The 25,969-nt window shown below is 67.5% G+C and carries 18 protein-coding genes; 8 read left to right on the forward strand and 10 right to left on the reverse strand.

Annotated features, from left to right (window positions below; all coding sequences use genetic code 11):
- Positions 1-15: 15 nt before the first annotated feature.
- Positions 16-861 carry a hypothetical protein gene (locus FJQ56_RS11230; protein WP_140009479.1) on the reverse strand — a complete coding sequence of 282 codons (846 nt, stop codon included), beginning with the start codon at positions 859-861 and terminating at the stop codon, positions 16-18.
- Positions 862-1,989: 1,128 nt separating this feature from the next.
- Between FJQ56_RS11230 and FJQ56_RS22920 the strand changes: the two genes are divergently transcribed.
- The 5 genes from FJQ56_RS22920 (at position 1,990) to FJQ56_RS11250 (ending at position 7,635) form a co-directional block, all read left to right on the forward strand.
- Positions 1,990-2,112, forward strand: a complete 123-nt coding sequence (locus tag FJQ56_RS22920) for a hypothetical protein (protein ID WP_281284669.1) — start codon at positions 1,990-1,992, stop codon at positions 2,110-2,112.
- 193 nt (positions 2,113-2,305) lie between these two features.
- The gene (locus FJQ56_RS11235; RefSeq protein WP_140009480.1) at positions 2,306-4,918 is read left to right on the forward strand and encodes a DEAD/DEAH box helicase; all 2,613 of its coding nucleotides are present in this window, start codon (positions 2,306-2,308) and stop codon (positions 4,916-4,918) included.
- Between the two features lie 482 nt (positions 4,919-5,400).
- Positions 5,401-5,727 (forward strand): histone-like nucleoid-structuring protein Lsr2, encoded by a 327-nt coding sequence (locus tag FJQ56_RS11240; RefSeq protein WP_140009481.1) that lies wholly within the window; start codon positions 5,401-5,403, stop codon positions 5,725-5,727.
- A gap of 9 nt (positions 5,728-5,736) precedes the next feature.
- A complete protein-coding gene (locus FJQ56_RS11245) occupies positions 5,737-6,315 on the forward strand; it encodes a hypothetical protein (RefSeq protein WP_140009482.1) in 579 nt (192 codons plus the stop codon).
- A 219-nt stretch (positions 6,316-6,534) separates the two neighbouring features.
- Positions 6,535-7,635 (forward strand): MrcB family domain-containing protein, encoded by a 1,101-nt coding sequence (locus tag FJQ56_RS11250; RefSeq protein ID WP_140009483.1) that lies wholly within the window; start codon positions 6,535-6,537, stop codon positions 7,633-7,635.
- 178 nt (positions 7,636-7,813) lie between these two features.
- Here the strand turns inward: FJQ56_RS11250 and FJQ56_RS11255 are convergent, their stop codons facing one another.
- The 9 genes from FJQ56_RS11255 to FJQ56_RS11295 form a co-directional block, all read right to left on the reverse strand.
- Complete coding sequence (locus FJQ56_RS11255) at positions 7,814-9,004, reverse strand: TRM11 family methyltransferase (protein ID WP_140009484.1); 1,191 nt, start codon at positions 9,002-9,004, stop codon at positions 7,814-7,816.
- On the reverse strand, positions 9,004-11,730 hold the full coding sequence (locus FJQ56_RS11260; protein ID WP_140009485.1) for an ATP-binding protein: 2,727 nt from the start codon (positions 11,728-11,730) through the stop codon (positions 9,004-9,006). The genes FJQ56_RS11255 and FJQ56_RS11260 overlap by 1 nt, the downstream gene beginning before the upstream one ends.
- Before the next feature lie 333 nt (positions 11,731-12,063).
- The gene (locus FJQ56_RS11265) at positions 12,064-13,386 is read right to left on the reverse strand and encodes an SAM-dependent methyltransferase (RefSeq protein WP_140009486.1); all 1,323 of its coding nucleotides are present in this window, start codon (positions 13,384-13,386) and stop codon (positions 12,064-12,066) included.
- Between the two features lie 5 nt (positions 13,387-13,391).
- Positions 13,392-14,633 carry an SAM-dependent methyltransferase gene (locus tag FJQ56_RS11270; RefSeq protein WP_140009487.1) on the reverse strand — a complete coding sequence of 414 codons (1,242 nt, stop codon included), beginning with the start codon at positions 14,631-14,633 and terminating at the stop codon, positions 13,392-13,394.
- Positions 14,633-16,645, reverse strand: coding sequence for an FAD-dependent oxidoreductase (locus FJQ56_RS11275; protein ID WP_211350843.1), 2,013 nt, complete (start codon positions 16,643-16,645; stop codon positions 14,633-14,635). Before FJQ56_RS11275 ends, FJQ56_RS11270 begins: the two co-directional genes overlap by 1 nt.
- Positions 16,642-17,367, reverse strand: coding sequence for an anti-sigma factor (locus tag FJQ56_RS11280; RefSeq protein WP_140009488.1), 726 nt, complete (start codon positions 17,365-17,367; stop codon positions 16,642-16,644). The genes FJQ56_RS11275 and FJQ56_RS11280 overlap by 4 nt, the downstream gene beginning before the upstream one ends.
- Positions 17,364-17,966, reverse strand: a complete 603-nt coding sequence (gene sigK, locus FJQ56_RS11285; RefSeq protein WP_140009489.1) for an ECF RNA polymerase sigma factor SigK — start codon at positions 17,964-17,966, stop codon at positions 17,364-17,366. Before sigK ends, FJQ56_RS11280 begins: the two co-directional genes overlap by 4 nt.
- A 43-nt stretch (positions 17,967-18,009) precedes the next feature.
- On the reverse strand, positions 18,010-18,729 hold the full coding sequence (locus FJQ56_RS11290) for a fasciclin domain-containing protein (protein WP_140009490.1): 720 nt from the start codon (positions 18,727-18,729) through the stop codon (positions 18,010-18,012).
- Between the two features lie 122 nt (positions 18,730-18,851).
- Positions 18,852-20,540, reverse strand: a complete 1,689-nt coding sequence (locus FJQ56_RS11295) for a molybdopterin-dependent oxidoreductase (protein WP_140009491.1) — start codon at positions 20,538-20,540, stop codon at positions 18,852-18,854.
- 52 nt (positions 20,541-20,592) lie between these two features.
- Between FJQ56_RS11295 and FJQ56_RS11300 the strand changes: the two genes are divergently transcribed.
- From FJQ56_RS11300 to FJQ56_RS11310, 3 genes are all read left to right on the forward strand, one after another.
- A complete protein-coding gene (locus tag FJQ56_RS11300) occupies positions 20,593-21,384 on the forward strand; it encodes an enoyl-CoA hydratase-related protein (protein ID WP_140009492.1) in 792 nt (263 codons plus the stop codon).
- Between the two features lie 122 nt (positions 21,385-21,506).
- On the forward strand, positions 21,507-23,696 hold the full coding sequence (locus FJQ56_RS11305) for a HelD family protein (RefSeq protein ID WP_140009493.1): 2,190 nt from the start codon (positions 21,507-21,509) through the stop codon (positions 23,694-23,696).
- A gap of 218 nt (positions 23,697-23,914) precedes the next feature.
- Positions 23,915-25,963: an anthranilate synthase family protein gene (locus tag FJQ56_RS11310; protein ID WP_140009494.1), complete on the forward strand. Its 2,049-nt coding sequence runs from the start codon at positions 23,915-23,917 to the stop codon at positions 25,961-25,963.
- Positions 25,964-25,969: the final 6 nt, after the last annotated feature.

The raw sequence follows: 25,969 nt of genomic DNA on the forward strand, positions 1-25,969 counted from the left end.
GCTCACAGGCCCGCGTCAGGCAGGGCCCAGGTCGCCGGCAGCGGAGGTCTGACCGGTGTCCGAGTCGACGCGCAGGAGCGTGCCGCTCCGGTGCAGCACCACGGACGCCGGGCCCAGGCCGACGAACGACAGGTGCAGGGTGGCGTCGCCGCAGTCGGGATCGGCATGGATGGTCAGGTTTCGCACAGCGGGTCTGTGGTGCACGTCCACCGAGACCGTCATCTCCTCCTGCCACACCGTCCTGGGCTTTCGGCATCGCTCCGGCCCCTCCTGGGTCATGGTGAGGACCACCCGCGCGACGGCGTCCCGACGAGTGCTGTTCCCGGGGGTGCAGGCGTTGCGGTTCACGCTGACGTCGAAGGACCCGGACGGAGACGTGCAGGACGTCAGGTAGGTGGCCAGCACGACCTGAAGCTCTCCGTTCGATCCGGTCTCGAGGACAGCGAAGTCCTTCGCCCGTTCGCCCGCCCCGACGACGGGCGATGCCAGGTCAGGTCGAAAGACCTCTGTCAGGCTCGGCGACGCGGCCTGGACGGTCAGCTGTGACTCGCGCTCGACCGTGACGAGGTTGGTCTCGTCAGGCCCCTCGTAGGCGCGCGGGCGCCCGGTGCGGATTGTGACGGTGCATCGCTGGGTGCCGGCTCGCTCGGCGGTGTAGATCAGCGAGGCCGCGACCTCACGGGTCCCACCGCGCGCCACGTTGCGGGCGGTGGTCCACGAAGGCGCCGGGGTGTCTCCGGCGTGGCGGCAGGCGAGCATGTTGACCACGACCAGATGCGGATCGCTCGCCGTCGGGTCGATCGAGACGACCAACGACGCGTTCACCAGCACCCGCTCCCCGGCCGCCGCCGCGAACTCCACCTCGAAGACCGTCCCCTGGCCGTACTTCCACGCCTTCCACGTCCGGCGAGCAGGGGTACGGTCGACCGCGACCAGTCCCGCCGTACCCACGACCGGCCGTGCGAACTGGGTCGGCCCGACGACGACGTCGGTCGGTCCCACCTCGCGGGTCTCCCAGGAGCACCCGGAGGCGACAACCGCGAGGGCCACCAGGATCACGAGGATCGCGCGTCGGGCTGACGTGTATCTGGTCAAGGCGGGGTCCTCGTCGCTGGCTCGGTGGCTCGGTGGGGAGCGCACTTCGGGAGGTGAACTCGTGCGTCAGCAGAGTGAGTACTTGGGTGGGCTGACGGGTTCCCTTCCGCGTCCACCGACTCGGCGCGCTGGGCCACGGCCGCGCGAGCTGGAGTTGCGTCACGAGGCTCGCAACGGGATCGCTCACGACGACGCGACTAAGGTGAGCGCCGTCGTTGCTGCGGGATGGCCGCTCGGTCGATGTCGGACAGCAGACCGATTCCTACGCAACGGCCGTCAACTTGCTGACGCGATGGATACGGCTGTTGGCACAACACGCGGCCTGTTGGAGCGGTGGCGAGCCACTACGTGAGGGGTGGTCGCAGTCGCGGGCTTGTGTCGCGCGCCGAACCTCTCTAAGCCCTCGGCGCGGTGCAGCCCGACTATGGGCTACGTCCGGGCAGGTTGCCTGTCCTAGAGGCGGCGGAAAGACGCATCGCGTTCCTTGCTGACCCCGTCGCGTGGGCGCCGCGAACGCGGCCCCAGCGGGCTCGGGCACTACGCCCTCAGTCCGCCTTGTCCCGCAGACTAAATCGCTCAAAATCTAGGGTGCGTCCCGATTGGGTGGTACGTCTTCGGTTTGAGAGGCGGGGACGTCCCTGATTCCCGCATCGATCTGACCGTCAGATCTGCTCTGCGATAAGCCCGGTGAATCGAGCTCTGCGCGAGTCGACGCTGAGCCAGCTCAGCCGTCGCTAGGGTTCGACTGATCGTCGTATAGAGCCAGGGCGTGCACGCTGTCGTCTGGTGCTTGGTCATGCAGGCGGTCACTGGTGCGAAGCCGAGGACGGGGCGGGCGAAATACGTTACCTTGCCGAGGAGGGGCCACGCGTTCGATTACACGAGGGGGAACGGATGGAACGGGAAGAACTGCAGGCTCAGATCGATGAGTTGATGCGCCAGTACGGCGCCGGTGAGATCGACGGTGAGACCTACCAGCGCAGGATGATGGAGTTGACCTCCTCTGCGCGGGAGTGAATGTTGGAAGTCGGCCCGGCTCTCGCCAGAGCGCGCTGCGGGTTGGGCCTAGTCTTCGGAACCGGACCAAGTCGTTGGCCCGGTGAGTCGCGCCTTTCGTGAGCACGTTGACCCGTTAGGGCCGTACCGAGCGACTCAGGCAAGGATGTGTCACTTGCGGTGCGTGCACGGCCCGTTACGAGATACTCGATAGATGCCGTTCCCGACTGTCGGACCCACGAGTCCAGTAGATGACGATCTTGTCGAGTTCTATCGGTCGCTCCCCAAGAGCGCAGATGCACCGAAGGATCTGTGGTTTCACCAAGGTGAGATCGTGCGGTCCTACGCACCAGCACACCTCAAGTCCGCGGATGTAGCGCTCGAGTTGCCGCCGGGTGCCGGCAAAACGCTCGTGGGTGGCACGATCGCTGAATGGCGCCGCAGAAGGCTCGGGGAACGGGCGGTATACGCCTGCGCAACAAGGGGGCTGGCCCACCAAACGCACGCGAAACTGTCGAGCTACGGCGTCAGGTCAGTGCTATTGATCGGCAGCAATCATGACTGGTTGGATGCCGATCGCCTTCGCTATACGAGCGCACAGGCGGTCGCAGTCACCACGTACTGGTCGATCTTCAACTCGAATCCACCACTGTCAGACGCCCAACTGCTGATTCTCGACGACGCACACGCCGCCGAAAACGCTGTGGCAGGACCGTGGTCGATCACGATCGACAGGCGCGACGACGCCTACATGCCGATCGTAGAGGCGCTAGCTCCGACTCTTGAGTCGCTAGTCGTTGCCCGACTTACCGATCCCGCCGCAGGCAAGTACGCTAATGACATTTACATGGCGTCGGTTGTCGGGGTAGCAGCTCAGGCCGCCGACCTGGCGGACCTGCTAAGGCGTGCGGTATCTGCTAGGGCTGTTAACAAGAGCACGAAGTACGTCATGCGACTGGTTGAGTCGCACTTCGACCGAATGCTGGTGTACGTCAGCAGGCGGGCGATCGTATTCCGACCCTTCATTCCACCGACCTCGACACTCGCAGCTTTCGACGGCGCGCAGCAGCGCTTGTACATGAGCGCCACTCTTGGCGAAGGTGGCGAGCTGGAACGGACTTTTGGTCGCCCGAAGATTGCGAGGCTTCCAGTCCCTAGCGGGTGGGACCGCCGTGGCAACGGGCGTAGGTTTTTTGCGTTCCCTGAGTCGACGAAGGACCTGGCTGCCGCACCCGAGGTGCGGCAGGCGTACATCCAAAAGGTCATCGCCAAATTCGGTCGTGCAGTCGTACTGGCCCCTGACAACTCCAGTATGGAGGCGTTTCTTTCGGATTGGGTTCCTGCTGAGGCTGCCGTATTCCGGCCGGACGACGTTGAAGATTCACTGGCAAGCTTCGCATCAGCGCCCCTGGCGGTGCTCGGCATGGCCAATCGCTACGACGGACTCGATCTGCCCGACGACGCGTGCAGGTTGGTCATCATCGCGGGTCTGCCAGCGCGAGGGGACCTGCAAGAGCGGTTCCTGGCGAAGGGGCTGGGAGCGATCGAAGTGCTACAGGAACGGATCCGGGCCAGGATCACCCAGGGCGCCGGACGAGCAACCCGCAACCCCACCGACTTTGCTGCAGTACTGATGCTTGGAACCGACCTCGCATCCTTCGCAGGGCGTCTCGATGTTCAAGAGGCTCTCCACCCAGAACTGCATGCAGAGCTCAAGTTCGGACTCATGGCTTCCCTAGAGAACTCGTCTGCCGAACTACTCGACCTCCTTGATCACTTCGCAAACCAGACGCCGGAATGGGCCGGAGCGGACGCAACAATTCGCTCGATGCGTGACTCGTATACGCAAAAAGTCCCTCCGGGGACGAAGGAACTCAGCGACGCGGCGTCACACGAGGTCGCGGCCTGGCAGTTCTTGTGGCAAGGCGAATGGAATCGCGCGAGGGAGAGTGCGCGGAGCGCGGCAGACACCGTGAGGGGAAGCAGGGGTAGCCAACGCTACGCCGCGCTTTGGAACTACCTGTTGGGGAGCTGGACGCTCATCGCAGGCGGCTCTGGCATCCCGCGCGCCGATGCCGACGTAGCTGCGGCAGCCTTCAACGCTGCCCGTGCCGGTGCGAGGGGTACGACCTGGTTGTCGCACTTGGCCTCTCCCGCTGACCTCGCAGCAATGGAGAAGCAAGTCCTCGAGGTTGACGCCTTGGACGGGGCCGCCGTCGCCCAGGCCGTCGTTGCATTTGATCGACTCCGCCGTCCGGCGATCTACGCACCGCTCGCTGACCAAATTCGGGCCGGCATTGCGGGAACGGCGGCCGTCCCGTTTGAGGGTGCGTTGGTGCGGCTTGGCGAGTTGGCAGGCGCTAGTTCGTTTGTTGGTGATGGGGGAGGCACAGCAAAGCCTGACGCGTCGTGGGACTACTCAGGTGTCCTGTGGGTGACGTGGGAGGCCAAGAGCGAGGCTAGAGCCGATACCGAGGTTAATGTCTCGAGCGTCGACCAAACGAACCGACACCTTCGTAGCATGGCTGATCGGCTAGGTCAGTCCATTCCTTCGGGATCGGTGTCGATTTTGGTGACGCCGCAGAATTCGTTCGACGCTGCCGCTCCCGGCATCGCCGAGGATCATTCGTTCTGGGTCAACATCCAATACGTTCAAGACTTGGCTGCAAGACTCGACGGCGCCTGGCGCACCATCAGAACAACGCTGGCACCAGATTCCGAGCAGGAGCGAAAGCGTCAAGTTATATTGGAGGTTTTCCATACCGCTGGGGTGCTACCCACGCAGTGGATGGCGCAACTTAATGGTATTCAGCGCGACGTCGGGTAGTGGACCGGATGACTCGGTGGCCAACTACCGGACCCGGCACAGGGCCGGCGCGACGGACGCTGAGTTGTTGGAAAGCGAGCCATCTTGAGCCGAGACTCACAAGTGCTCGGCAGGGGTAAGGCTGAAGCGGCGCCGGGCGCCGAGCCCAACTGCGAGGCGCGCCTGCACAGTCAACGTGAGGACCTGCCGAGCATCTGTATCTGTTCTTCGTTCAAGATCTTGACCGCCCGCGTCGTTGAGGGTCATCTAACGAACCCGGCCTGGGCAGAGAGCTCGATGTCACTCGATTGAGGTCGAGTCCCCACGCTCGCAGCCTCCCGCGGAGATTCCAGGTAGTTACGGCCTTACGCTTAGTGAAGCCCGTGTCCAAGAAAGGGGTCCTACCAGGAGAGGCGACTTTGAGTCATGACGGGACGCTTCGTCATCACGGCCTTATCGCCTCTCGCTGGACAAGGCGACGGCCTTGGTGGAAGGTTCTCGTCGTGGCCAAGACAACGACTGTTCATGTGACCGATGACATGAACGGAGACCCCGACGCTCAGACCTACTCGTTTAGCTGGGCAAACCAGGATTACGAGATTCACCTGGTCGACCGAAGCCTCGTCAAGCTGGAAAAGGCACTTGCTCCCTTCATCGAGAAGGCTACGAGGGTCTCAGGCCGTAGGGCCGCGGGGGGGAAGACCTCGAAGGGCGGGGCTCGCTCCGATCTTGCCGAGGCTCGTGCGTGGCTGCAGTCCGAGGGTCACCCTGTTGCTGACCGCGGCCGTATCGGTGCTGAGCTGCTTGCCCTCTACGACGACGCCAGGTAGGCGTTCAGCGTGAACCTCGCCCCGGACGACCCTTTCTGCAAAATGCACGGGTGGATGGCGCACGTCTTCGTCCACGAGGCCGCCCACGCGGTTGCGGCTGTCGACAAAGGCATCGAATTCACGCACCTCGAAATCACCAGCCCGTACGATTGGCAGGTTCGAAAAGGCAACGAGGTCACGCTTGGTGGACTCCACCTGTCGGGCCCTCCTTCGTGGCCCGAGACGCCTGCCGCAGTTGCTGCGCTGGAGATGGCAATGGCGGGCGTCCTGGCCGAAACGGTCTTCTACGACCATCAGCTCGCTGGCGACTCGGGAACGGGCGATATGCGTATGTGGATGAACGGAGCGGGGCTAATCGGCCACCCTGAGGGTCCTGCTGCGATCGAAAAGTTGCTGGACACCTCCGTCGCTAGTCTCACCGCTCGCACGAAGGCATGGGTCTACGAGGAGCAACGTCGTATCAGGGCAGTAGCCACTGCTCTCTCCGGCACTAACGACGGCCCCAATGTTCGGCTAGTCCCTTACTCCAACGGCCCGTGGAGGCTGGAGGCAGACGACGTGAGATCGGCCGCAGGCAGCCCGCTATAGACCACGGGAGCTTCTCGGCCTGCGGTGCGGGTGTGCCTGACTCGCTTGTCGACTAATTCGTCAAGCCGGATCGCGGGCTGGGACAGGTTGAAGTCGGACCCGCCGTGCGGTTGACAGGTGGTCCGCTAGTCGCCCTGGCAACGGCCACCGGACCAGGCGCTGCGCCGTCGTTCAGCCCAACTTCGACGCAACGTCCCGGGTGGGGACTACGGTCCTAGTGTGCAAGAGAAGCTCGAGGAGGTCCTGCTGCTGCAGATGGACTACACGTCCCTAAACACGCCCGCCATGGCCCGCCGCGGTGCACTCATCCGGCGCGAAATTGCTGAAGAGTTGCGGGAATGGCTTCCTGGTCTCGAGACGGTGGCAGGGATTGGGCCACTCGCAGTAGAGGGGCGAGACGCTACAGGTCCGAAGTCGTTGATTCCATGGACCCGCGTCTACTCGTCGCAGCGCTCGCCTAGCGCAACCGTCGGCTGGTACGTCGTCTACCTCTTCAGCGCACACGGAGACCGTGTCTGTCTCAGCCTTAATCAAGGCACGACTACATGGAACGGCGGTGCGTACGTCCCGCGCGCCGTCCCTGGGTTGCTGAGGCGCGTTGACTGGGCGCGTGGACTTCTTAGTCTTCCGGAAGCCGATACAGAAGGATGGACGAAGACGATCCAACTTGACGGCGGCGCAAACAAACTTGGGCTGGGATACCAGACGGGCAATGTCATGGCACGCGAGTACGCGTTGGACGCGATACCAGCGGACGATGTGCTTGAGGCAGACCTCCGCCGCGCCGTGGCCTGGCTGGGAAGCGTCTACCGCGCGATGGACTCTGCTCTTAACGTGCCTGGGGAGGCTGGGCCCGAGGTCGCCGATGCCGAGCTGGCGGTGGATATCAGCGCCGGCAACCGTCGTCGGCGCACCGGCAATGGGTTCCGGCTCACCACAGAGGAGAAGAACGCGATTGAGCTCCGGGCGGTGTCGGTGGCTACCGACCAACTGATCAGGGACGGCTATACGGTCAGGGACGTCGGCGCGACGAGGGCATACGACCTTCACGCGAGGAGGGGGGATGAAAACCTTGTGGTCGAGGTGAAGGGGACTACTTCCCCCGGAGAGATCATCATCCTGACGCGGAACGAGGTGACATTGCACCTTGAGAGATACCCCAATAACGCGCTGGCTGTAGTGCACTCGATCAAACTGGATCGGAATGCTAGGCCGCCTGTGGCTTCCGATGGTGTGTTGGTCTACGAACACCCTTGGGCGGTGGACGAGGAGAGGCTGACGCCAATTTCGTACCGCTACGAGACGGGCCTGGGGGACTGAACCAACTGCCAAGGGAAGTGGTTGCGGCCCTTCAGCCGACGAGGAGGCATCAAAGGCTCTCGAGCGCCTGGGTACCTGACCATCAGTCCGACGTTGAGTTCCCTCAGCCTGAGGATGTGTGTCGTGTGCCCAGCCCGGACCCACTCGTGCCTGGTGAGTACCCGGCGGGCTCCTCCCATCAAGCGGGCTGCTTAGCGCCAGGGTCCTCGACGGAAACTCGTTTGAGAAATGTAAGAATGGTCTCGGACCGCATGCGCAGGTCGAGGGTCGCGCTCCCACCTGTGGGAGGAGGCAGGTACCGGCTCTGTGCCGGTAGCAACCGCTGCACACGGGCGGTCTCAACAAGGTCGGCATTAGCGCCAATCACCGACAGGGCATCGTCGATCATAATGGCGGTGCCGGAATGGTTCGAGTTGGCGACTACGAATGTGACGGTTCCGCCTGGTGCAGTCACGCGAGCCAGCTCCTTGACCAGCAACTCGACGTCGATCAGATAGCGGTTAATCACCCGTTCGCGACGTGGCGGAACTGTGCCCTTCACGGCTGCAGAAAAGGCGGTGTCCAAGTGCTCGGGACGGGTGGCGCCGCGTTCGCTACCGATGTTCTCCCCACGGAGTGACCGGAGATCCTTTAGGGCGTGGCCCATCCATACAAGGCTGAGCCGGTGACCTCGAAGATAGTCAATGGCCGTCAGGTATGGAGGGCTAGTTACAATTGCCCCGACCGACTCGTTACGCATAGGCAGCCGACGCGCGTCCCCCCGCAGCAGCGTCAGACGGGTGCGCTCACTTGCGGAAAATCCTGCGCGCTTGCGGATGACGTCCTCGACGGAGGACGTGAAGCGCTCGATCGGGTCTATCGCCGCGAGTTCACGAACGACATGAGGACGTGAATGCGAAACGTCGCGTGCTCGCGATGCTCCCTGGGTCTTGGTGACTATCAGGCGGGAGAAGGCGCACCAGAGGGTATCCCTGGTCTCTGTAGGCGCGTCCTTGATGCCGACCGCTAGGCGGGTGAGCTTGTCCCTCGCCTCAGGATCAAACCAGTAGTCAATGAAATCGAGGGTCTCCTCATCAACATCGAGGTCGTTGATCGTGGTCGCAGGTGTACCTAGTACGGCCACACATGCATGACGGATTGATTTCGCGGACGCGTCTGAGGCGGCCGCAGCAGTGATAAGGACAGCCAGGGGATCACTGTCAATTCCGATACACTCGTACCCGTCCTTGATCGCCTCGATGACGAAACTCCCGGACCCCATCATGGGGTCGAGCAGAAGGACCTCGCGGGGCAGCGACCCAAGCTGGGAGGTGACAAGGTCCGGTGCCATACGGGCGGGGAATGGGTGGACAGAGACGCGGCCAACCACTACTTCAATCCTTCGATTTCCGTAGGGTCGTCGTCCGTTGGGACCGTGCTGAGGTAGTCCTCAGCAAGGTTGGGGTCGAAGTGGTCGAGCGTTTCTCGGATCTCGGCGAACAATGCGGTCGGAGAAGCGTTGAGCGCGACTAGCCGATCATCGATGTAGATCGACCTCGGGGCTAGTGCGGCAAGACCGCGAAGGAGGGCATCGACTTCGGCGGAGTCGAGCTCGACGCCAACGTTGTCGAGCCAGGATCCGACTGCATCCCGGCTAGCAGGCCGCTTGGCCTCGCTTCTCTTTACGAGAACGTCGACCAACTGTCCGACAGGCGGCTTGGGGACGCGGGCAGCCTTCTCGCGCGCTTCAATCCAGGCCCTCGTGTCTTCTGGTTTGTGCAGTTCGAACAGGCCGGCCATATCTGCTGGCGTGAAGCCCTGGAGCGCAAAGAGCTCGACTAACCTAGCGAGGTCGCCGACCCTGATCGCCGTGATCCCGTCGTTTTCGCATACCGCGTTAATGAGACCTAGCTCGGCCACGGCCCCCTGGTAGTCCGGGGCGATGAGAAGCGTGTACTTAGGCTCGACCGTCAACTCATGGGCCTCGAGCGCTCGCTGCCGGTGAACTTTTAGGATCGACGTACGAGCCGTGTCGGCCCGGATTTTCCCAGGTGCGTCGAACTCGATCGCGGGTTTTCCATCTTCCGCCTCGGTCAGCTTCTTCTTGGCGTTCGCGGTTGACTTGGCATCGTAAGTGAGCGCGTAACTGATGCTGCTGGCATCGCTGCGCCAACCGAGGTGAGCAGTGGCAATGCCGTCCACCCCGTGGCTAGCACCCCCGAACCGCTCGACTTCGAAACCGAGTAGCTCCAAGGCGTCACCGACGGCATCTTCCAACGCATTCTCATTGTTGGTGGCGTCGCGCAGATGCTGAGCGATCACGTCCGCTGAGCGCGGATACCGGTTAGCCAGCGCCCGTAGAAAGCCATCACGTCGCTTAACGACACGTGCAACCGAATCAGATGGAACGTTCTCATCGAGTAAATAGGCCTGACCCAGAATCTCGGTTAGCCCCAACAACTTGATAGGTTCCGCCGACCCTTTGACCAGTGCGTAGTTAGCGACAAACGGGTGGTTTTGGTTCAAGACTGCGGCGCGACGCGCGGGGTCATAGACAACGAATGGCTTGTCGGCCGCCACCGTTTCGAGAAGCACGCTCTCAACGAGTTCCTTGTCATCCGCAAGGGCAGAATCAACTGACTCGGACGAGCCTTCGCCGAAGCCTAGGATCTCCTGGACGCTCCGGTCGCCCGCGGCTGCGCGCTGGAGCATCCGGCGCAGTGGACCTTGACTAAGACCGGGCGGAGGATCCGACAAACGGCCAGCCTTGGAAAGCCGTGTGATCGAGTCGCCCTCGTCTTGAGCCGTCGAGATTGCGCGCGCTCGGTTGAATACCGCAAGCATATAGTTCTTCAGTTGTTCTAGTGCGGCCGATTCCTTCAAGGATTCGCGAGCGCTGGCGACCTGTTCATCGAGATCATCAGCGTTGATTTCCATACGGAACCGGGTGAGCGTTCCATGGCGTAGCTCGGGTCCGACCTCGAAGTCCTCGGAATTCAGGTTTATGAGACGGCCACGGACTCGCACAAAGTACCCGTGGCTCCGAGCGAGGTTCTCGCTCTTACCACGTTCGAGCGGCTGGTCGTACATGTAGGCGGTGCCGTAAACGACGCCCGCGTCCTTCAGCTTCAACGCGGGAATATCGGTCGGCACCAGACTTCCGTCGTCCTGACCTTCGGCGGGAGGCTGCTCGACCTCCGTTTCAAAGGTCGTCGCCGTTCCCGGCTTCCATGGCCGATCCGGGTTATCAACGAGTTCGGCTTCGTCCTTGCCGATCACGAATTTCCAACTCGGCTCAACCGACTCTTTAGACGAGCGAATGCGGGTATCGTTAAGCCAGAGCGCGAAACCGGGATTCAGCGGAAGGGCCGTACTGAGTACCCACCGTAGCCGCGGAATGCTTATGCGCTGAGCAGTGGGCTTCAAGTTGGTCAGGATTGCGGCAGTCCAGTGCCCAGTGCCCAGTTTGGCAAGTTCTTTCTCGGCAAGGCTATTGGTGTCGCTAAACTGCACCATTGCGTCACGGACGGCCTTCAGTGCCGTCTCTTCTGTCAGCTCCACAACCTCAAGAGAAAGGTTTGTCGTGGACATAAACTCGTCACCCTCGGCAACCTTGGCATAATCCATTGTGACCGCTAGATACCGCGCCCCATGATGAACTATGAAGGTAAGTCGCTCGGCCAGTACGTAGGTCGCCAGCTTCCCAATGCCGAACTTGCCAACTGGCCGCTTTCGGCCTGCGGGACGGTTGTCTGATCGCTTCTGAGACTCCCCGATTCGCCAAAGATTCTTCAGACCGTCGAGGTCCATGCTCTCGCCGTCGTCAATGACCACAAGTGACGCGTTACTGGCTTTAAAATCGTTCGGCAGATAGACCCAGACTCGTCCGGCCCCTGCGTCATACGAGTTGGTGACGAGTTCCTCGAATGTTTTGACCGGGGAGCTGTAGAGCCCCTCCGAGAAGCGCTCAATAATTCCATATGAAATGTGGACCGGGACGATCGCCACGCTGTTGCCAGCCGCCGCGAACGTCTCGACAGCGATGGGTTCAGACTCGTCTTCCGGCGCCACCGTCGAGTCGGTGGTAGACGCGGTGGTGGTGGACTCCGCCGCCATGTTGCCTCCTGGTGTGGTGCGCGGAAGCCTAGCGGCTCGAGACGGTTGTGGCCGCCAATCCCACCATGGTGGCGATAGTCCCGGAGTCGCCGCGGCTCAGTGCACCTGAACGCCGGATTCAGCGGTCGAACGGCGTCTGAGGTTGAGGCAGCAGAGTCGTTCTCCACCGGGGCCTGGTTGAACCATCACGCAGTGAAGCACCACTTCCTGATCGTGACGGCGGAGGCCGTGCCGGGGCACGCAAGACCGCGCGTCATCGTGGCGCAAAGGTGCGCCTCACGTAGTGGCTATGAGCAGGACGCCGTACACCGGCGAGCCCCAGCCGGCCCCACCTCAGAAGGCGCGCACCAAGGGCAGGTCGTGCGGCCCGCCAGGACGCACCATCAGGATCTGGTCGACGCCCATCCGGCCGTCGCGGAAGGCCATGGAGCCGCCGACGAGGTAGAGCTCCCAGACGCGGTAGGTCTCCTCGTCGGTGAGCTCGATCAGGCGGTCGCGGTTGGCGTGGAAGCGCTCGAGCCAGCCGGCGACCGTGAGCACGTAGTGCTCGCGCAGGCCGTGGACGTCGCGGACCTCGAGGCCCGCCTTCTCGAGGAAGGCGACGGTCTCGCCGACGGGGCGCATGTACATGTCGGGGGCGATGAAGGACTCGATGAAGGGGCCGCCGCCCGGCCACTTGCCGGTGCGCGACATCTGCTGGATCAGCACGCGACCGCCGGGCTTGACCGAGCGGTGCAGGACCGAGGCGTACGTCGGGTAGTTGCGCTGGCCGACGTGCTCGCCCATCTCGATCGAGGAGACGGCGTCGAAGTGGTCGCGCTCGGGGACCTCGCGGTAGTCCTGCAGGCGGATCTCGACCCGGTCGCCCAGGCCGCGCTCGGCGATGCGGGCGTCGATGAACTTCTTCTGCTCCGCAGCGATGGTCACGCCGACGACCCGGGCGCCGAACTTCTCCGCGGCGCGCAGCGACATCGAGCCCCAGCCGCAGCCGACGTCGAGCAGCGTCGAGCCCTCGGTGACGCCGAGCTTGGTGAGGACCAGGTCGAGCTTGGCCTCCTGGGCCTCCCGCAGCGGCTGGTCGGGCGAGGAGTGGTAGCCCGAGGAGTAGGCCATGTGGGGCTCGAGGATCAGCGAGTAGAACTCGTTGGAGAGGTCGTAGTGGTGGCTGATCGCGCGGCGGTCGCGAAGCGCGCTGTGCAGCCGGCCCTTGATGTTGGCCTGCGAGGCGGGGGCGGCCGGGGGGCGACTGATCGCCTTGAGGTCGAGCGCAGCGCGTACGGCGGCGATGATCGCCGACGGCGAGGGGCGTACGCCGGACAGGCCGCGCTCCTTGGCGACAGCGAAGGCGTAGGTCAGCGCCTTGTCGAGGTCCCAGCCGTCGACCTCGGGCACGTCGAGCTCACCGGTGACGTAGGCCTGCGCGGCGCCGAGCTCGCCAGGGTGCCAGAGCAGACGGCGTACGGCGTCGATCGAGTGGAGCACGACGAGCGGCCCGTCGGGGGACCCGGCCTCGGAGCCGTCCCAGGCGCGCAGCCGCACCGGCAGCTCGCCGCCGACGAACGGTGCGACGGCGTCGGCCAGGCGCTGGGCGATGCCGGTGGTCTCGAGACGGCCGTGGCCGGCCTCCTCGACCAACGTGTGGGGGTTGGTGGTCATGGCGATCAGTCCCTCGTGAAGGTCAGCTGGTTGACGTCGATGTAGCCGGCGGCGAAGCCCGCACGGCTGTACTCGAGGTAGAAGTGCCACATCCGCAGGAACGTCTCGTCGAAGCCGAGCGCGAGCACCTCCTGGGCGTGGGCGAGGAACGCCTGGTCCCACAGCGTGAGGGTGCGCGCGTAGTGCTGACCCATCGAGTACGCCGGGGACATCTGCAGCGTGGTGTGGTCGCGGGTGATCTCGTCGATGACCTGCACCGACGGCAGGAACCCGCCGGGGAAGATGTACTTGTTGATCCAGGTGTAGGTGTTGCGGGTCGCCAGCATCCGGTCGTGGGGCATGGTGATCGCCTGGATCGCGACCTTGCCGCCGGGGGCGAGCACCCGGTCGATCGTCTCGAAGTAGGTGCGCCAGAACTGCCAGCCGACGGCCTCGATCATCTCGACCGACACGATCGCGTCGTAGGTGCCGGTGACGTCGCGGTAGTCACGGATCTCCACGCTGCACCGGTCCGAGAACCCGGCCTCGGCGATCCGCTGGTCCGCGAGCGCCTTCTGCTCCACTGACAGCGTGAGCGAGGTGATGGTGGCGCCGCGACGAGCGGCGCGGATGCACAGCTCGCCCCAGCCGGACCCGATCTCGAGCACGCGGGTGCCCTCGCCGACGCCGGCCTCGTCGAGCAGTCGCTCGATCTTGCGCCCCTGGGCCGCCTCGAGGTCCGCCGCGGTCGCCTCGAGCGGCTCGCCCTCGAACAGGGCCGAGGAGTAGCTCAGCGTCGGGTCGAGGAACAGCCGGAAGAGGTCGTTGGAGAGGTCGTAGTGGTGCGCGATGTTGGAGCGGGAGTTCTTGGTGCTGCTCTTCTGGGTGCGCGGGGGCCGCTTGACGACCAGCCCGCGCAGCTTCTGCAGCCGCGGCGGCACGAGGTTCTGCATCTCGGCGGCCAGCACCTGCAGGAACCCGCCGAGGTCCTCGGCGTCCCACGCCCCGGTGAGGTAGGCCTCGCCGAACCCGATCAGCTGGTGCCGGCCGATGCGGAGGTAGAACTCCTCGGGCCGGGTGATCACCATCGTCGGGCCGCCCTTGCCGAAGACCTCGCCGTCGGCCATCACGGTCACGTCGAGGCGGCTGATGGCAGCACGGAAGAGACGCTTGGCGATCCGCGCGGAGACCTGCGACCGCGGGCCGGACGGTACGACGTCGAGCCCGGGCCAGTGGTTGGCGCTGACGCGCTCCTGCTCGATCGTCATCACTGAACCCCGTCCTGGGTGTGGGCCGTGCGCGGGCGCACGGGAAGGCGGCGGAGCCACAGCCAGATGCCGTGGGCCCGGATGAGTGCGGAGCCGCGGATCGCGGCAGGCGCGGCGCGCAGCGGCGTGGTGCCGCTGCGGGTGCCGGTCATGGAAGCGGTGAAGCGGTGGTCGCCGTCGCTGGTGAGCTCGACGACCACGGACAGTCGCGGGGTGGGTCCGACGGGCGGTGGCACGACGAGGTCGTAGCTGCCGTCGGTGCCGTGGAACGGCGAGACGTACATCGCCTTGTCGGTCGTGGCCCGGCCCCGGTCGTCGGCGTGCACGAGGTAGGCGTGCCGGTCGCCGTAGGTGTTGTGGACCTCGACGACGGTCGCAGCGAGAGCGCCGCCCTCGTCGTAGCACCAGAACACCGAGATCGGGTTGAAGCAGTAGCCCAGGGCGCGGGCCTGGGCGGCCATGAAGATCTTGCCGGTGCCGATCGCGACGTCGTGGCGCTCGAGGAACGAGACCACGTTGGCGCGGATCGACGTGTCGGGCTGTCCGAGGTGGTCACGGGCCTCGAACCGGCCCAGCACGCCGTGATCGGGCAGGTCGTCGAGGTCGACGACCCAGGTGTGGGAGCGCAGGGTGAAGCGGCGCTTGAACGGCGCCCGGCGGGTGTGGCTGATGGTGGTGTCGTAGACGCCGGTGGCGACCTGCGGGGTCGTGGCGTGCACGACCAGGGGCCAGTCGAGGCCGAGGCGCGTGGCGGCGGCCAGGCCCGAGCGGGCGCCGTCCTCGTGGAAGCCCCACCCGTGGTAGGCCCCGGCGAAGACGACCCGGTCGGTGTCGATCTCGGGCAGCCGCGCCTGGGCGGCGACCGACGTGGGGTTGTAGAGCGGGTGCTCGTACTCCATCCGGTCGATCACCGTCGCGGGGTCGACGAGGTCGGTGCCGCCGAGGGTGACCAGGTAGTGGGTGTCGGTGTCGAGGCGCTGCAGCCGGGTCAGGTCGTAGGTGACCACCACGCCGTCGTCCGTCGGGCGGGCCACGTCGGCCCCCGGGCGCCGGAAGTTCCAGGCCGCCCACGCATCGCCGGCGGCCGGCAGCAGCGAGGTGTCGGTGTGCAGCAGCGCGGTGTTGGGGGAGTAGGGCATGGCCGTCAGCAGCTCGCGCTGCAGCGGGGTCGGCTCGGCCAGCATCGACAGCGCGTGGCTCGGGTGGGTCGCGATCACGACGGCGTCGTACGTCGCCACGTCGCCCGACCCGTCGGTCACCTCGACGCCGCCGGCGGTCTCGAGCACCGAGGTGACCTTGGCTCCGAGGCGGACCTGCTGGATCGCGGCGCCGATCTTGTCGACGTAGGAGCGCGAGCCACCGGTGACGGTGCGCCACTGGGGCGAGCCGAAGATGCCGAGCATGCCGTGGTGCTCGAGGAAGGTGAAGAGGTAGCGCGCGGGGTAGTCGAGCGACACGTCGGGCTCGCACGACCACACGCACGCCACGACCGGCTCCATGAAGTGCCGCACGAAGTAGGACGAGTAGTGCCCGTCGGCCAGGAAGTCGCGCAGCGTGCGGGTGTCGGACTCGACCGCGAGCAGGGCCTTGGCCTGGCGGTGGAACCGCGGGATCTCGGCCAGCATCGCGAGGTAGCGCGGCTTGCGGAGGTTGGCCGAGGTCGGGAACAGCCCGGTGCGGCCCAGCGCGCCGGCCCACTCGAGGTCGCTGTCGTCGTCGCGGATCGACATCGACATCTCCGACGGCTGCGTGGCCACCCCCAGCTCGGCGAACAGCCGCAGCAGCACCGGGTAGGTGCGCGGGTTGTGGACGATGAACCCGGTGTCGATGCGCAGCTCGCGGGTCTGGCCGGTGATCCCGTCGACCGTCTCGTGGACCAGGTGGGTGTCGGCGTGCCCGCCGAGCCGGTCGTCGGCCTCGTAGAGGGTCACGTGGGCGGTGCGCGAGGCGACGTAGGCCGCGCTGAGACCCGCGACGCCGGAACCGACGACCGCGATGTGCTGGACGTTCACGCCTGCTCGAAACCGATCACGTCGACCACGTCGTCGCTCGGCTTGGTCGGCTGCTTGCCTGCGACCTCGACCGTGATGCCGACCCCGTCGGCGGCGGAGGCGTCGCCCTTGAGCAGCACCGTGTTGGTGCCGCCGGCGATCTGCCCGGCCGGGACCATCACGTCGCCACGCTGGAGCCACAGCTCGTAGGTGTGCAGGCTGGGTGCGTCCGGCATGTCCTCGGTCATGATCACGGCCTGCTTGAGGCTGGGTGAGCGCACCACGGTCGCCTTGCCGCCCCCGGCCATCGCCTTGGTGGCCGACTGGGCGTCGGACGCCTGGAGCACCCGGTCGGCGGGGCTCAGCGCCTCCTGCGTGGTGTCGTCGTCGTTGGCGCGGTCGATCGCGACGGCCCCGACACCACCCACGACGATCAGTGCAGCAGCTGCTGCGACCAGAGCCGGAAATCGTCGTCGGGTCGACCGCCCTCGCTCGGACGCGGCCACCAGGACCGGGGGGAGGGGGCGGACGGTCTGGATGCCGGCGAGCACCGAGTCGCGTAGCGACGCAGGCGGCTCGACCGCCGACGTCTCGCTGATCAGCGCGGCGGTCTCACGCAGGGAGTCGACCTCGGCGCGGCAGGACTCGCAGCCGGAGAGGTGACGCTCGAACTGGGCCCGCTCGAACTCGTCGACCGCGTCCACGGCGTACGCGCCGGAGAGTGCGTGGATGTCAACGCTCATGAGGGCACTCCCATCTTGTCGCGCAGCCGGATCAGGCCGTCTCGGATTCTTGTCTTGGCGGTACCGACGGGAAGGTCGAGGAGACCCGCCACCTCGGTGTGGGTGTAGCCACCGAAGTAGGCGAGCTCGATCGCCTCGCGCTGTGCGTCGGTGAGACCCTTCAACGCGCTGCGGACCCGCTGGGCCTCCATGGAGGCCTGGGCGGCGTCGGACGTGGTGTCGGAGTCGATGGTCTGGTTGTGCTGGGTGTAGCTGGTGTCGCGTCGCGTGGACGCCTCGGCCGACCGCACCCGGTCGACCGCCTTGCGGTGGCAGATGGTCATCAGCCAGGACAGTGCGCTGCCCCGCTCGGGGTCGAACCGTGACGAGGTCTTCCAGACGTCGAGGAAGGCCTCCTGGACGACCTCCTCGGCCTGGGCCGGGTCGCGTACGACGCGCAGGGCGAGGCCGAAGATGCGGGACGAGGTGGCGTCGTACAGCTCGGCGAAGGCCTGCTGGTCACCCCGGGCGGACCGGCTGAGCAGGTCGGTGAGGACGTCGCCCGGTGCCACCGGCACCCCCTGAGGAGTGCCGGTGGGCTCCGGCGTCAGACGCGTCATGATCTCAGTCTGCCGTGTCCGGGTTTTGCTCGTCGACCGACGGTCAGGCCGGCTTGGCGTTGGTCATGACCTTGGAGATCACGTAGACCGTCGCGTTGGCCGTGGGGATGCCGCCGCAGAGCACGTCGGCGGTGACCTTGCCGTCGGTGACCTGCATGCCGGACTCGGCGTCGCCGGTCACGGTGAGCTTGTCGCCGATGAGCGTCGTCTGGTCGCCGACGACGGCCTCGGGGTCCAGGCGCTCGGGCAGCACGTGGTGCTGCAGGATCGTGGCGAGGTCGGAGTCGACGCCGTCCTTGGCCGCACCGTCGGTGAGGGCCTTGAGGTCGGCCTCGGGGATCTCGGCGAACGCGTCGTTGTAGGGCGCGAAGACGGTGATCGCCGGGGCGTCGTTGAGGACGCCGGCCAGACCGTCGACGGCACCGACGGCGCCGACGAGCGAGGTGAGCAGCGGGTTGGTGCCGGCGGCCGTCGCGACCGGGTCGACGACCATGCCGGTCAGCGAGCCGGGCTCGCCGTCGGCCGGGAGCTGGTCGCACGCGGGGCCGAAGACGGCGTCGATGTCACCGGCGGCGGCGGAGGAGGTCTCCTCCTCGGCGGGGGCCGAGGACCCGGTGTCGGACGGGGCGGCGCTCTCCGAGGTGTTGTCCGAGGTGGTGTCGGAGCTGGCCGAGTCGTCGTCCTCGCCACAGGCGGCGAGACCGAGGGAGAGGGTCAGGATCGCGGCGGCGGCGGTGCCACGACGGAGCGTCTGGAGCTTCATGGGAGGTGGGGCCTTCCGGTAGGGGACTTACGAGGGTTGTTCGGTGCTGGTGCGGGACCGGATGGGTCCGAATCTGAGGAACTGCTGATCGAGCGCGATCCGTGCCTCGGGGTCGGCTCGGCTCAGGCGACGTTGAAGAAGAGCGAGTGGATGCCGCTGGAGCCGCCGGGGAAGGGCTGCGCCTTCGCGTCGGTCTGGGTGTCGCCGTCGCCGTCGACGACCCGGGCGGCGACCGTGTGGCGGCCCTTGTCGAGCTCGACCTCGAGGTACCACTGGCGCCAGTAGACGTTGTTGACGTCGGCGCCGGTCCGGGCGTCGGTCCACTCGCCGCCGTCGACCTTGACCTGCACCTTGGAGACGCCGCCGTCGTTCTGGGCCCAGGCCACGCCGCCGACGAGGACCTTGCCGGCGTCGACGGTGGCCAGGCCGCGAGGCGTGTCGATGCGCGCCGACGGCTTGATCGGGGCCACGGTGTCCCAGCCGCGCTCGGTCCAGTAGGCCTCGGTGTCGGCGTACGTCGTGAAGGTCAGCCTCGTGACCCACTTGGTCGCGCTGATGAAGCCGTAGAGGCCGGGGACGACGATCCGGGCCGGGAAGCCGTGCTCGCGGGGCAGCGCCTCGCCGTTCATCCCGACCGCCAGGAGGGCCTCGCGGCCGTCGGTGAGCAGGTCGAACGGGGTGCCGATCGTCATCCCGTCGAAGTCGGTGGCGACCATCTGGTCGACGCCGCTGCCGGGCTTGGCCCGGTCGATGAGCGTCTTCAGGGGTACGCCGAGCCAGCGGGCCCCGCCGACGTACTTGCCGCCGACGCTGTTGGACACGCAGGTCAGGGTGATGTCGCGCTCGACCATCGGCATGTCGAGGAGCTCGTCGAAGCTGATCTCGAACTCGTTCTCGACGTCGCCGTCGACCGTGAGGGTCCAGCCGTCCGAGGGCACCACGGGGGTGTCGAGGCGGGTGTCGACCCGGTAGAAGTCGTCGTTGGACACCTGGAGCGGGGAGATGCCGGGGACCTTGTCGCGCAGGTCGGCCGGCAGGGCCGGGGCGGCCTCGCCGGCGGCCGGCTGCGGCAGCGCGATGTCCTCGGCCCGGGCGCGCAGCCGGCCGATCCACCTGCCGGCGCCGCCGAGCACGGCCGCGGTCGCGGCCAGCACGCCGCCGGCGACCAGGACGCCGCGGCGGCTGGGGCGGGGCTGGGTGGTGGTGGAGCCGGCCGAGCCGGCGCCGGGGGCGATGACGACCTCGTCGTGGTCGCCGTCGTACGCCGGCGTCGCGGCCGCCGAGGCGCCCTCGGCCTTGGCGATCTCGACGGTCGAGCGGGCCCGCGGGTCGAGCGGCAGGCCGCGGGCGGTGCGGTCGAGCCACCACAGGCTGGCGACCCCGGCGACGGCGGTGAGGAGCGCCGGGACGAGGTCGACGACCTCGAAGAGCGGCCGGTCGATCACCGCGCCGGCGGCCACCGCGACCAGCACGACCAGCATCGCGGCCCCGAGGGCGAACCGGACGCGGGTGAGCAGGCCCGCCACGAGCGCGAGCACGGCCACCCCGAGGAAGACCGACCCGATCAGCACGACCTTGTCGTAGTTGCCGGCACCGAAGTCGAACGGTCCGACGCTGAAGCCCTCCTCGGACTCGAACCTCTTGATCGCCCACTCCTTCATCGACACCGGGGTGCGGTCGATGACGCCGGAGCCGACGGCCAGGACGGGGGAGGAGTCGGGGTGCAGCAGGGCCGCCGAGAAGTGCCCCACTGCCACGCCGACGAGGGTCGAGAGGAGGCCGAAGAAGGCATAGAGACGTCGGGACACCATGGGACTGGTTCGTCGCGGGGCCTGCCCCGGATGGGTGCGGCAGGATGGCGGCATGGTCGACGACGCCCCTGCGCCCCCGCTCCCGTCCACTGCTGTCACCCCGCTGGTGCACCTCTCGGTCGAGGGTCCGGTGGCCACGATCACGCTCGACTCGCCGCACAACCGCAACGCCCTCTCGCGCCAGCTGGTCACCGAGCTCGCGGACCGCCTCGAGCGCGCCGAGTCCGACGCCGACGTGCGGGTGGTCGTGGTCACCTCGGCCGACCGGGTCTTCTGCTCGGGCGCCGACCTGTCCGAGGCCTCGGCCGACGGGATGTCGGTCGGCACCCAGGCCATCGTGGGTCTCCAGCGCTACGTCGTCGGCATGTCCAAGCCGGTGGTGGCCGTGGTCCGCGGCCCCGTGCGCGCCGGTGGCATCGGCATCGTGGCGGCCTGCGACATCGTGCTGACAGCCGAGGAGGCGACCTACGCGCTGACCGAGGTCAAGCTCGGGCTCGCGCCCGCCGTCATCTCGCTGACCGTGCTGCCCCGGTTGACGTCGCGCGCGGCGGCGTACGCGTGCCTGAGCGGAGCGACCTTCACCGGCACCGAGGCCGTGGCCATGGGCCTGGTCACCCGGGCCGTGCCGGCCGCCGACCTCGACGCGGCCGCGGCCGACCTGTGCGCCGAGCTGGCCACCGGGGCGCCCCAGGGCTTGCGCGAGACCAAGGCCCTGCTCGCCCGCGACCTGCTGGACCGGATCGACGCGCGTGCCGACGAGATGGCGGCCCTGTCGGCGCGGCTGTTCGGCTCCGACGCGGCGCGGGAGGCGATGGCGGCGTTCTTGTCGCGGCCCAAGCGCTGAGCCAGCCGGGTCCCACCCGAGCCCGAACCGTCCGCGCCGACGGCGTCCGCTGAACAATCCGCCGATGTCCTCGTAGACTGGCCGACTGCCGGTTTGTCGGCGCAGAGTGGAGGCACAACCGCGTGACTGAAGAGCTCGTCGAGCAGGAGATCGCTGCCGAACAGGAGTTCGTCGACCGCGTCCACCGCCAGCTGGCGGACGCCGGCAAGGCGGCCCAGGAGCTGGCCCGTGAGGGTCACGAGCGCGGCCGGCTCGGCCACGAGGGTGGCCTGGTCGAGCGCGACGCGATGGTGTTCCAGGCCGCCAAGCGGCTGGCTCAGCTCGACGCCGCCCACGAGGGCCTCGTCTTCGGGCGCCTCGACCTGCGGCCCGACCTCGACCCCGACCCGCGCTACGTCGGCCGCATCGGGCTGCGCGACGACAACCGCGACTCCCTGCTCATCGACTGGCGCGCCCCCGCCGCCGCGGTGTTCTACCAGGCGACCGCGGCCGAGCCGCAGAACGTCGTACGCCGTCGGGTGCTGCGCTCGCAGGGCACCACCGTGGTCAGCGTCGAGGACGAGCTGCTCGACGCCGAGGGCAACGTCGACGACCTGCCGATCCTCGGCGAGGGGGCCCTGATGGCCCAGCTGTCGCGCGCCCGCGACCGCACCATGCACTCCATCGTCGCGACCATCCAGGCCGAGCAGGACAAGGCGATCCGGGCGCCCTCGCGGGGCGTCACGACCATCTCCGGTGGTCCCGGCGTCGGCAAGACCGTCGTCGCGCTGCACCGCGCGGCCTACCTGCTCTACAACGAGCGCCGCCGCTACGAGACCGGCGGCGTGCTCGTCGTGGGGCCCAGCGGCGTCTTCATGCGCTACATCGAGCGGGTGCTGCCCTCGCTCGGCGAGACCGCCGTCGCGCTCCGCTCGCTCGGCGAGGTCGTCGACGGGGTCCGCTCGACGCGCCACGACGAGCCGACGGTCGCCGACGTCAAGGGCTCGGCCCGGATGGCCGAGCTGATGCGCCGCGCCGCGCGGCAGCAGGCGCCCGGCAGCCCGGCGGAGTTCCGGCTCTACTGGTACGACAACAACCTGGTCCTCGACCGCGGGCTCCTGGGCCGCACCCGGCGCCAGCTGATGTCGCAGGGTCGCCGCAACCAGCAGCTCCCGCGGGTCGGCCGCACCCTGCTCGACTCCCTGTGGCGCCAGGTGCGCAGCGAGCGGGGCCGGGACCGGGGGCGCGAGCTCTTCGAGGACGACCTGCTCGGCAACGACGACTTCCTCGACTTCGTCGCCGCCTGGTGGCCTCCGCTCGCGGCCATCGACGTGCTGACCTGGCTGCGCGACCCCGAGCTGCTCGGACGCATCGGCGACGGGGTGCTGAACCCCGAGGAGCAGCGCCTGCTGCTCAAGTCGTGGTCGGGTCGCACCGACCCCAAGGACCTGTCTATCGAGGACGTCGCGCTGCTCGACGAGCTGCGCTACGCCATCGGCGACGTCCCCGCCCGCACCGACGACGAGCGCGACGACCCGCTGACCGAGCTCGAGGGCAACGTCAACGTGCAGGAGCTGATGACGGCCTCCGACCGCGAGTACGCCCCGTCCGGTCGCGCCTGGGCCCCGCCCACCCACTCCATCGAGGACGACGGGTTCGCCCACGTGCTCGTCGACGAGGCGCAGGACCTCACCCCGATGCAGTGGCGGATGGTCGGTCGTCGCGGCCGCGCGGCCTCCTGGACCATCGTCGGCGACCCCGCGCAGTCCTCCTGGCCGATCCCCGCCGAGTCGGCGGCAGCGCGCGCCGAGGCGCTGGCGGGCAAGGCGCTCCACGAGTTCCACCTGTCGACCAACTACCGCAACAGCTCCGAGATCTACGCCTTCGCGGCGTCGTACGCCGAGCGCGTCGGGCTCGACGCCGACCTGCCCACCGCGGTGCGCTCGACCGGGGTCGAGCCGCGCGTCGTGGGCCCGGTCGCCGACCTCGAGGCCGCCGTGCGCGAGGCGGTCGTCGAGGTCGCCGGCCAGGTCGGCGGCACCATCGGCGTCGTGGTGCCCGTGGCCCGGCGCTCCGACGTCAACGCCTGGCTGGCCTCCTGGCCCGAGCTCGCCGACGACGCACCCTCCGCTCGCGCCGCGGTCGACTCCTCGGTCGCGCCGTCCGGCGAGGACCGGGTGGTCGTGCTCACCGGCCTCGACACCAAGGGCCTGGAGTTCGACGCGATCGTCGTCGTCCGGCCCCAGGAGATCGAGGACGAGTCGGCCACCGGTCGCTCGACGCTCTACGTCGTGCTCACGCGCGCCACGCAGCTGCTCACCACGGTCAGCTGAGCGGCCCGAGCAGCCCGGACGGGGTCGTCCCGTCCCACGGTCCGTCGAGGTCCCTGCACAACTGATGAACAGACCTCCACGGCGGTCGGGCTGCGCCCCGCCGTGGCGGGGTCGCGGTTTGTAGCACGTGTTGTTGCTTCAGTAGTTGCGCGGGAGCCCAGGCGCCGGCGTACGGCATGGGCGAGGGAGAGCGGACCGCCCACAACTAGGCTGCGCGCATGACTGAAGACCTCGCCGCCCGGGACGCCATCGCCGCGCTCCAGGGGCACGAGGCGTGGGCGATCATCCGGCGCTCGACGCGAGCGGGTGACCGCGACACCGTCGGCCTGATCGGCGGTCGGCGCAGCGAGGTCGCCTCGATCCTCGACGTACCCCTCGAGGAGGGGACGCCCCAGCCCGGACACATCGCCGACCGGCTGGTGGCGGTGCCGTTCCGGCAGGTCGCCGAGCGCGGGTTCGAGGCCCACGACGACGGCACCCCGCTGGTCGTCGTCGACATCGAGACCGAGCGGGAGTTCTCCGTCGCCGAGGTCGTCGAGGCCATCGACGAGGTGCCGGTGGAGTTCTCCGACCGTGGCGGGTTCGAGACCGACGACGAGGAGTACGGCGGTCTGGTCAAGACGATCATCGAGGACGAGATCGGTCAGGGCGAGGGCGCCAACCTCGTCGTCGGGCGCCACTACCGCGCGACCGTCGCCGACTGGGGCGCCGACAAGGCGCTCGCCGTCTTCCGTCGCCTGCTCGAGCGCGAGCGCGGTGCCTACTGGACCTACGTCTTCTTCACCGGCGACCGCTTCCTCATCGGCGCCAGCCCCGAGCGCCACGTCAGCGTGCACAACGGCGACGTCCGGATGAACCCGATCTCGGGCACCTTCCGGGTCTCGACAGGCTCGACCACCGAGGGCGGCTCGACCACCGAGGGCGGCTCGACCACCGAGGGCGGCTCGACCACCGAGGGCGGCTCGACCACCGAGGGCGGCTCGACCACCGAGAGCGGCTCGACCACCGAGGGCGGCTCGACCACCGAGGACGGCGCCAACGTCCGCGCGCGCCTCCTCGACTTCCTCCACGACGAGAAGGAGATCTACGAGCTCTTCATGGTCGTCGACGAGGAGCTCAAGATGATGTGCGACATCTGCCACGAGGGCGGGCAGGTGCTCGGGCCGTTCCTCAAGCCGATGAGCCGTCTCGTGCACACCGAGTACCTCCTCGCGGGACGCACCGACCGTGACCCGCGCGAGGTCCTGCGCGACACGATGTACGCCGCCACCGTCACCGGCAGCCCCGTCGAGAACGCCTGCCGGCTGATCAAGAAGTACGAGTCCGTGGGCCGCGGCTACTACGGCGCCGCGCTGGCGATCCTGGGCCGCGACCCCGAGGGCGGGCCGGTGCTCGACAGCCCGATCGTCATCCGCACCGCCGACGTCAGGCCCGACGGCAGCCTCACCGTGACCGCCGGCGCCACGCTGGTGCGCGACTCCGACGCGGCGTACGAGGTGGCCGAGACGCACGCCAAGGCCGGCGGCATCCTCTCGGCGTTCGGGCTGGTGCCCCCCGCGCCGGTGCCCGACGTGGCGCTCGCCGAGCTGGTGCTCGACGAGGACGTGCTGCTCGCGCTCAACGCCCGCAACCAGCGGCTGAGCTCGTTCTGGCTGCGCGACCAGATGGGCTCGCCGCCCGACCCGCGCCTGGCCGGCAAGAGCGTCGTGATCCTCGACAACGAGGACGACTTCGTCAACATGCTCCGCCACGTGCTCGGCGTCCTCGGCCTGACCTCGACGGTCGTACGTCACGAGGACTGGGAGCCCGGCGCGCTCGACGGCCACGACCTCGTCATCGTCGGGCCCGGGCCCGGCGACCCGCGCGACGGCGACGACGCCAAGATCTCGCAGGTACGCCGTGCGGTCGACGAGCTGCTGGCCTCGGGCCAGACGTTCCTGGCCGTGTGCCTGGGCCACCAGACGCTGTGCGGTCAGCTCGGGATCCCCCTGTCCTACAAGGACATCGTGTTCCAGGGCACCCAGTCGGCGATCCCCTACGACGGCCGCACCGAGCGGGTGGGGTTCTACAACACGTTCGTTGGACGGGTCGGTGGCGACGACGCGCTGCCCGAGGGCGTGACCGTCGACGTCGACGAGGCGACCGGCGACGTGCACCACGTGCGCGGTCCGCACTACCGCGGCATCCAGTTCCACGCCGAGTCGATCCTCACCGAGCGCGGCTACGACCTGCTGCACGAGCTCGTCGCCGACCTGCTGCTGGACTGACGACCC

This window comes from Nocardioides plantarum, from assembly GCF_006346395.1.
GTDB lineage: Bacteria > Actinomycetota > Actinomycetes > Propionibacteriales > Nocardioidaceae > Nocardioides > Nocardioides plantarum.

Bases quoted from the DNA above. Each gene is read 5' to 3' on its own strand.
- FJQ56_RS11235 (WP_140009480.1), top strand. From the start codon at position 2,306: ATGCCGTTCCCGACTGTCGGACCCACGAGTCCAGTAGATGACGATCTT.
- FJQ56_RS11300 (WP_140009492.1), top strand. From the start codon at position 20,593: ATGGTCGACGACGCCCCTGCGCCCCCGCTCCCGTCCACTGCTGTCACC.
- FJQ56_RS11295 (WP_140009491.1), bottom strand. From the start codon at position 20,540: ATGGTGTCCCGACGTCTCTATGCCTTCTTCGGCCTCCTCTCGACCCTC.
- FJQ56_RS11260 (WP_140009485.1), bottom strand. From the start codon at position 11,730: ATGGCGGCGGAGTCCACCACCACCGCGTCTACCACCGACTCGACGGTG.
- FJQ56_RS11290 (WP_140009490.1), bottom strand. From the start codon at position 18,729: ATGAAGCTCCAGACGCTCCGTCGTGGCACCGCCGCCGCCGCGATCCTG.
- FJQ56_RS11270 (WP_140009487.1), bottom strand. From the start codon at position 14,633: ATGACGATCGAGCAGGAGCGCGTCAGCGCCAACCACTGGCCCGGGCTC.
- FJQ56_RS11265 (WP_140009486.1), bottom strand. From the start codon at position 13,386: ATGACCACCAACCCCCACACGTTGGTCGAGGAGGCCGGCCACGGCCGT.
- FJQ56_RS11280 (WP_140009488.1), bottom strand. From the start codon at position 17,367: ATGAGCGTTGACATCCACGCACTCTCCGGCGCGTACGCCGTGGACGCG.
- FJQ56_RS11310 (WP_140009494.1), top strand. From the start codon at position 23,915: ATGACTGAAGACCTCGCCGCCCGGGACGCCATCGCCGCGCTCCAGGGG.
- sigK (WP_140009489.1), bottom strand. From the start codon at position 17,966: ATGACGCGTCTGACGCCGGAGCCCACCGGCACTCCTCAGGGGGTGCCG.
- FJQ56_RS22920 (WP_281284669.1), top strand. From the start codon at position 1,990: ATGGAACGGGAAGAACTGCAGGCTCAGATCGATGAGTTGATGCGCCAG.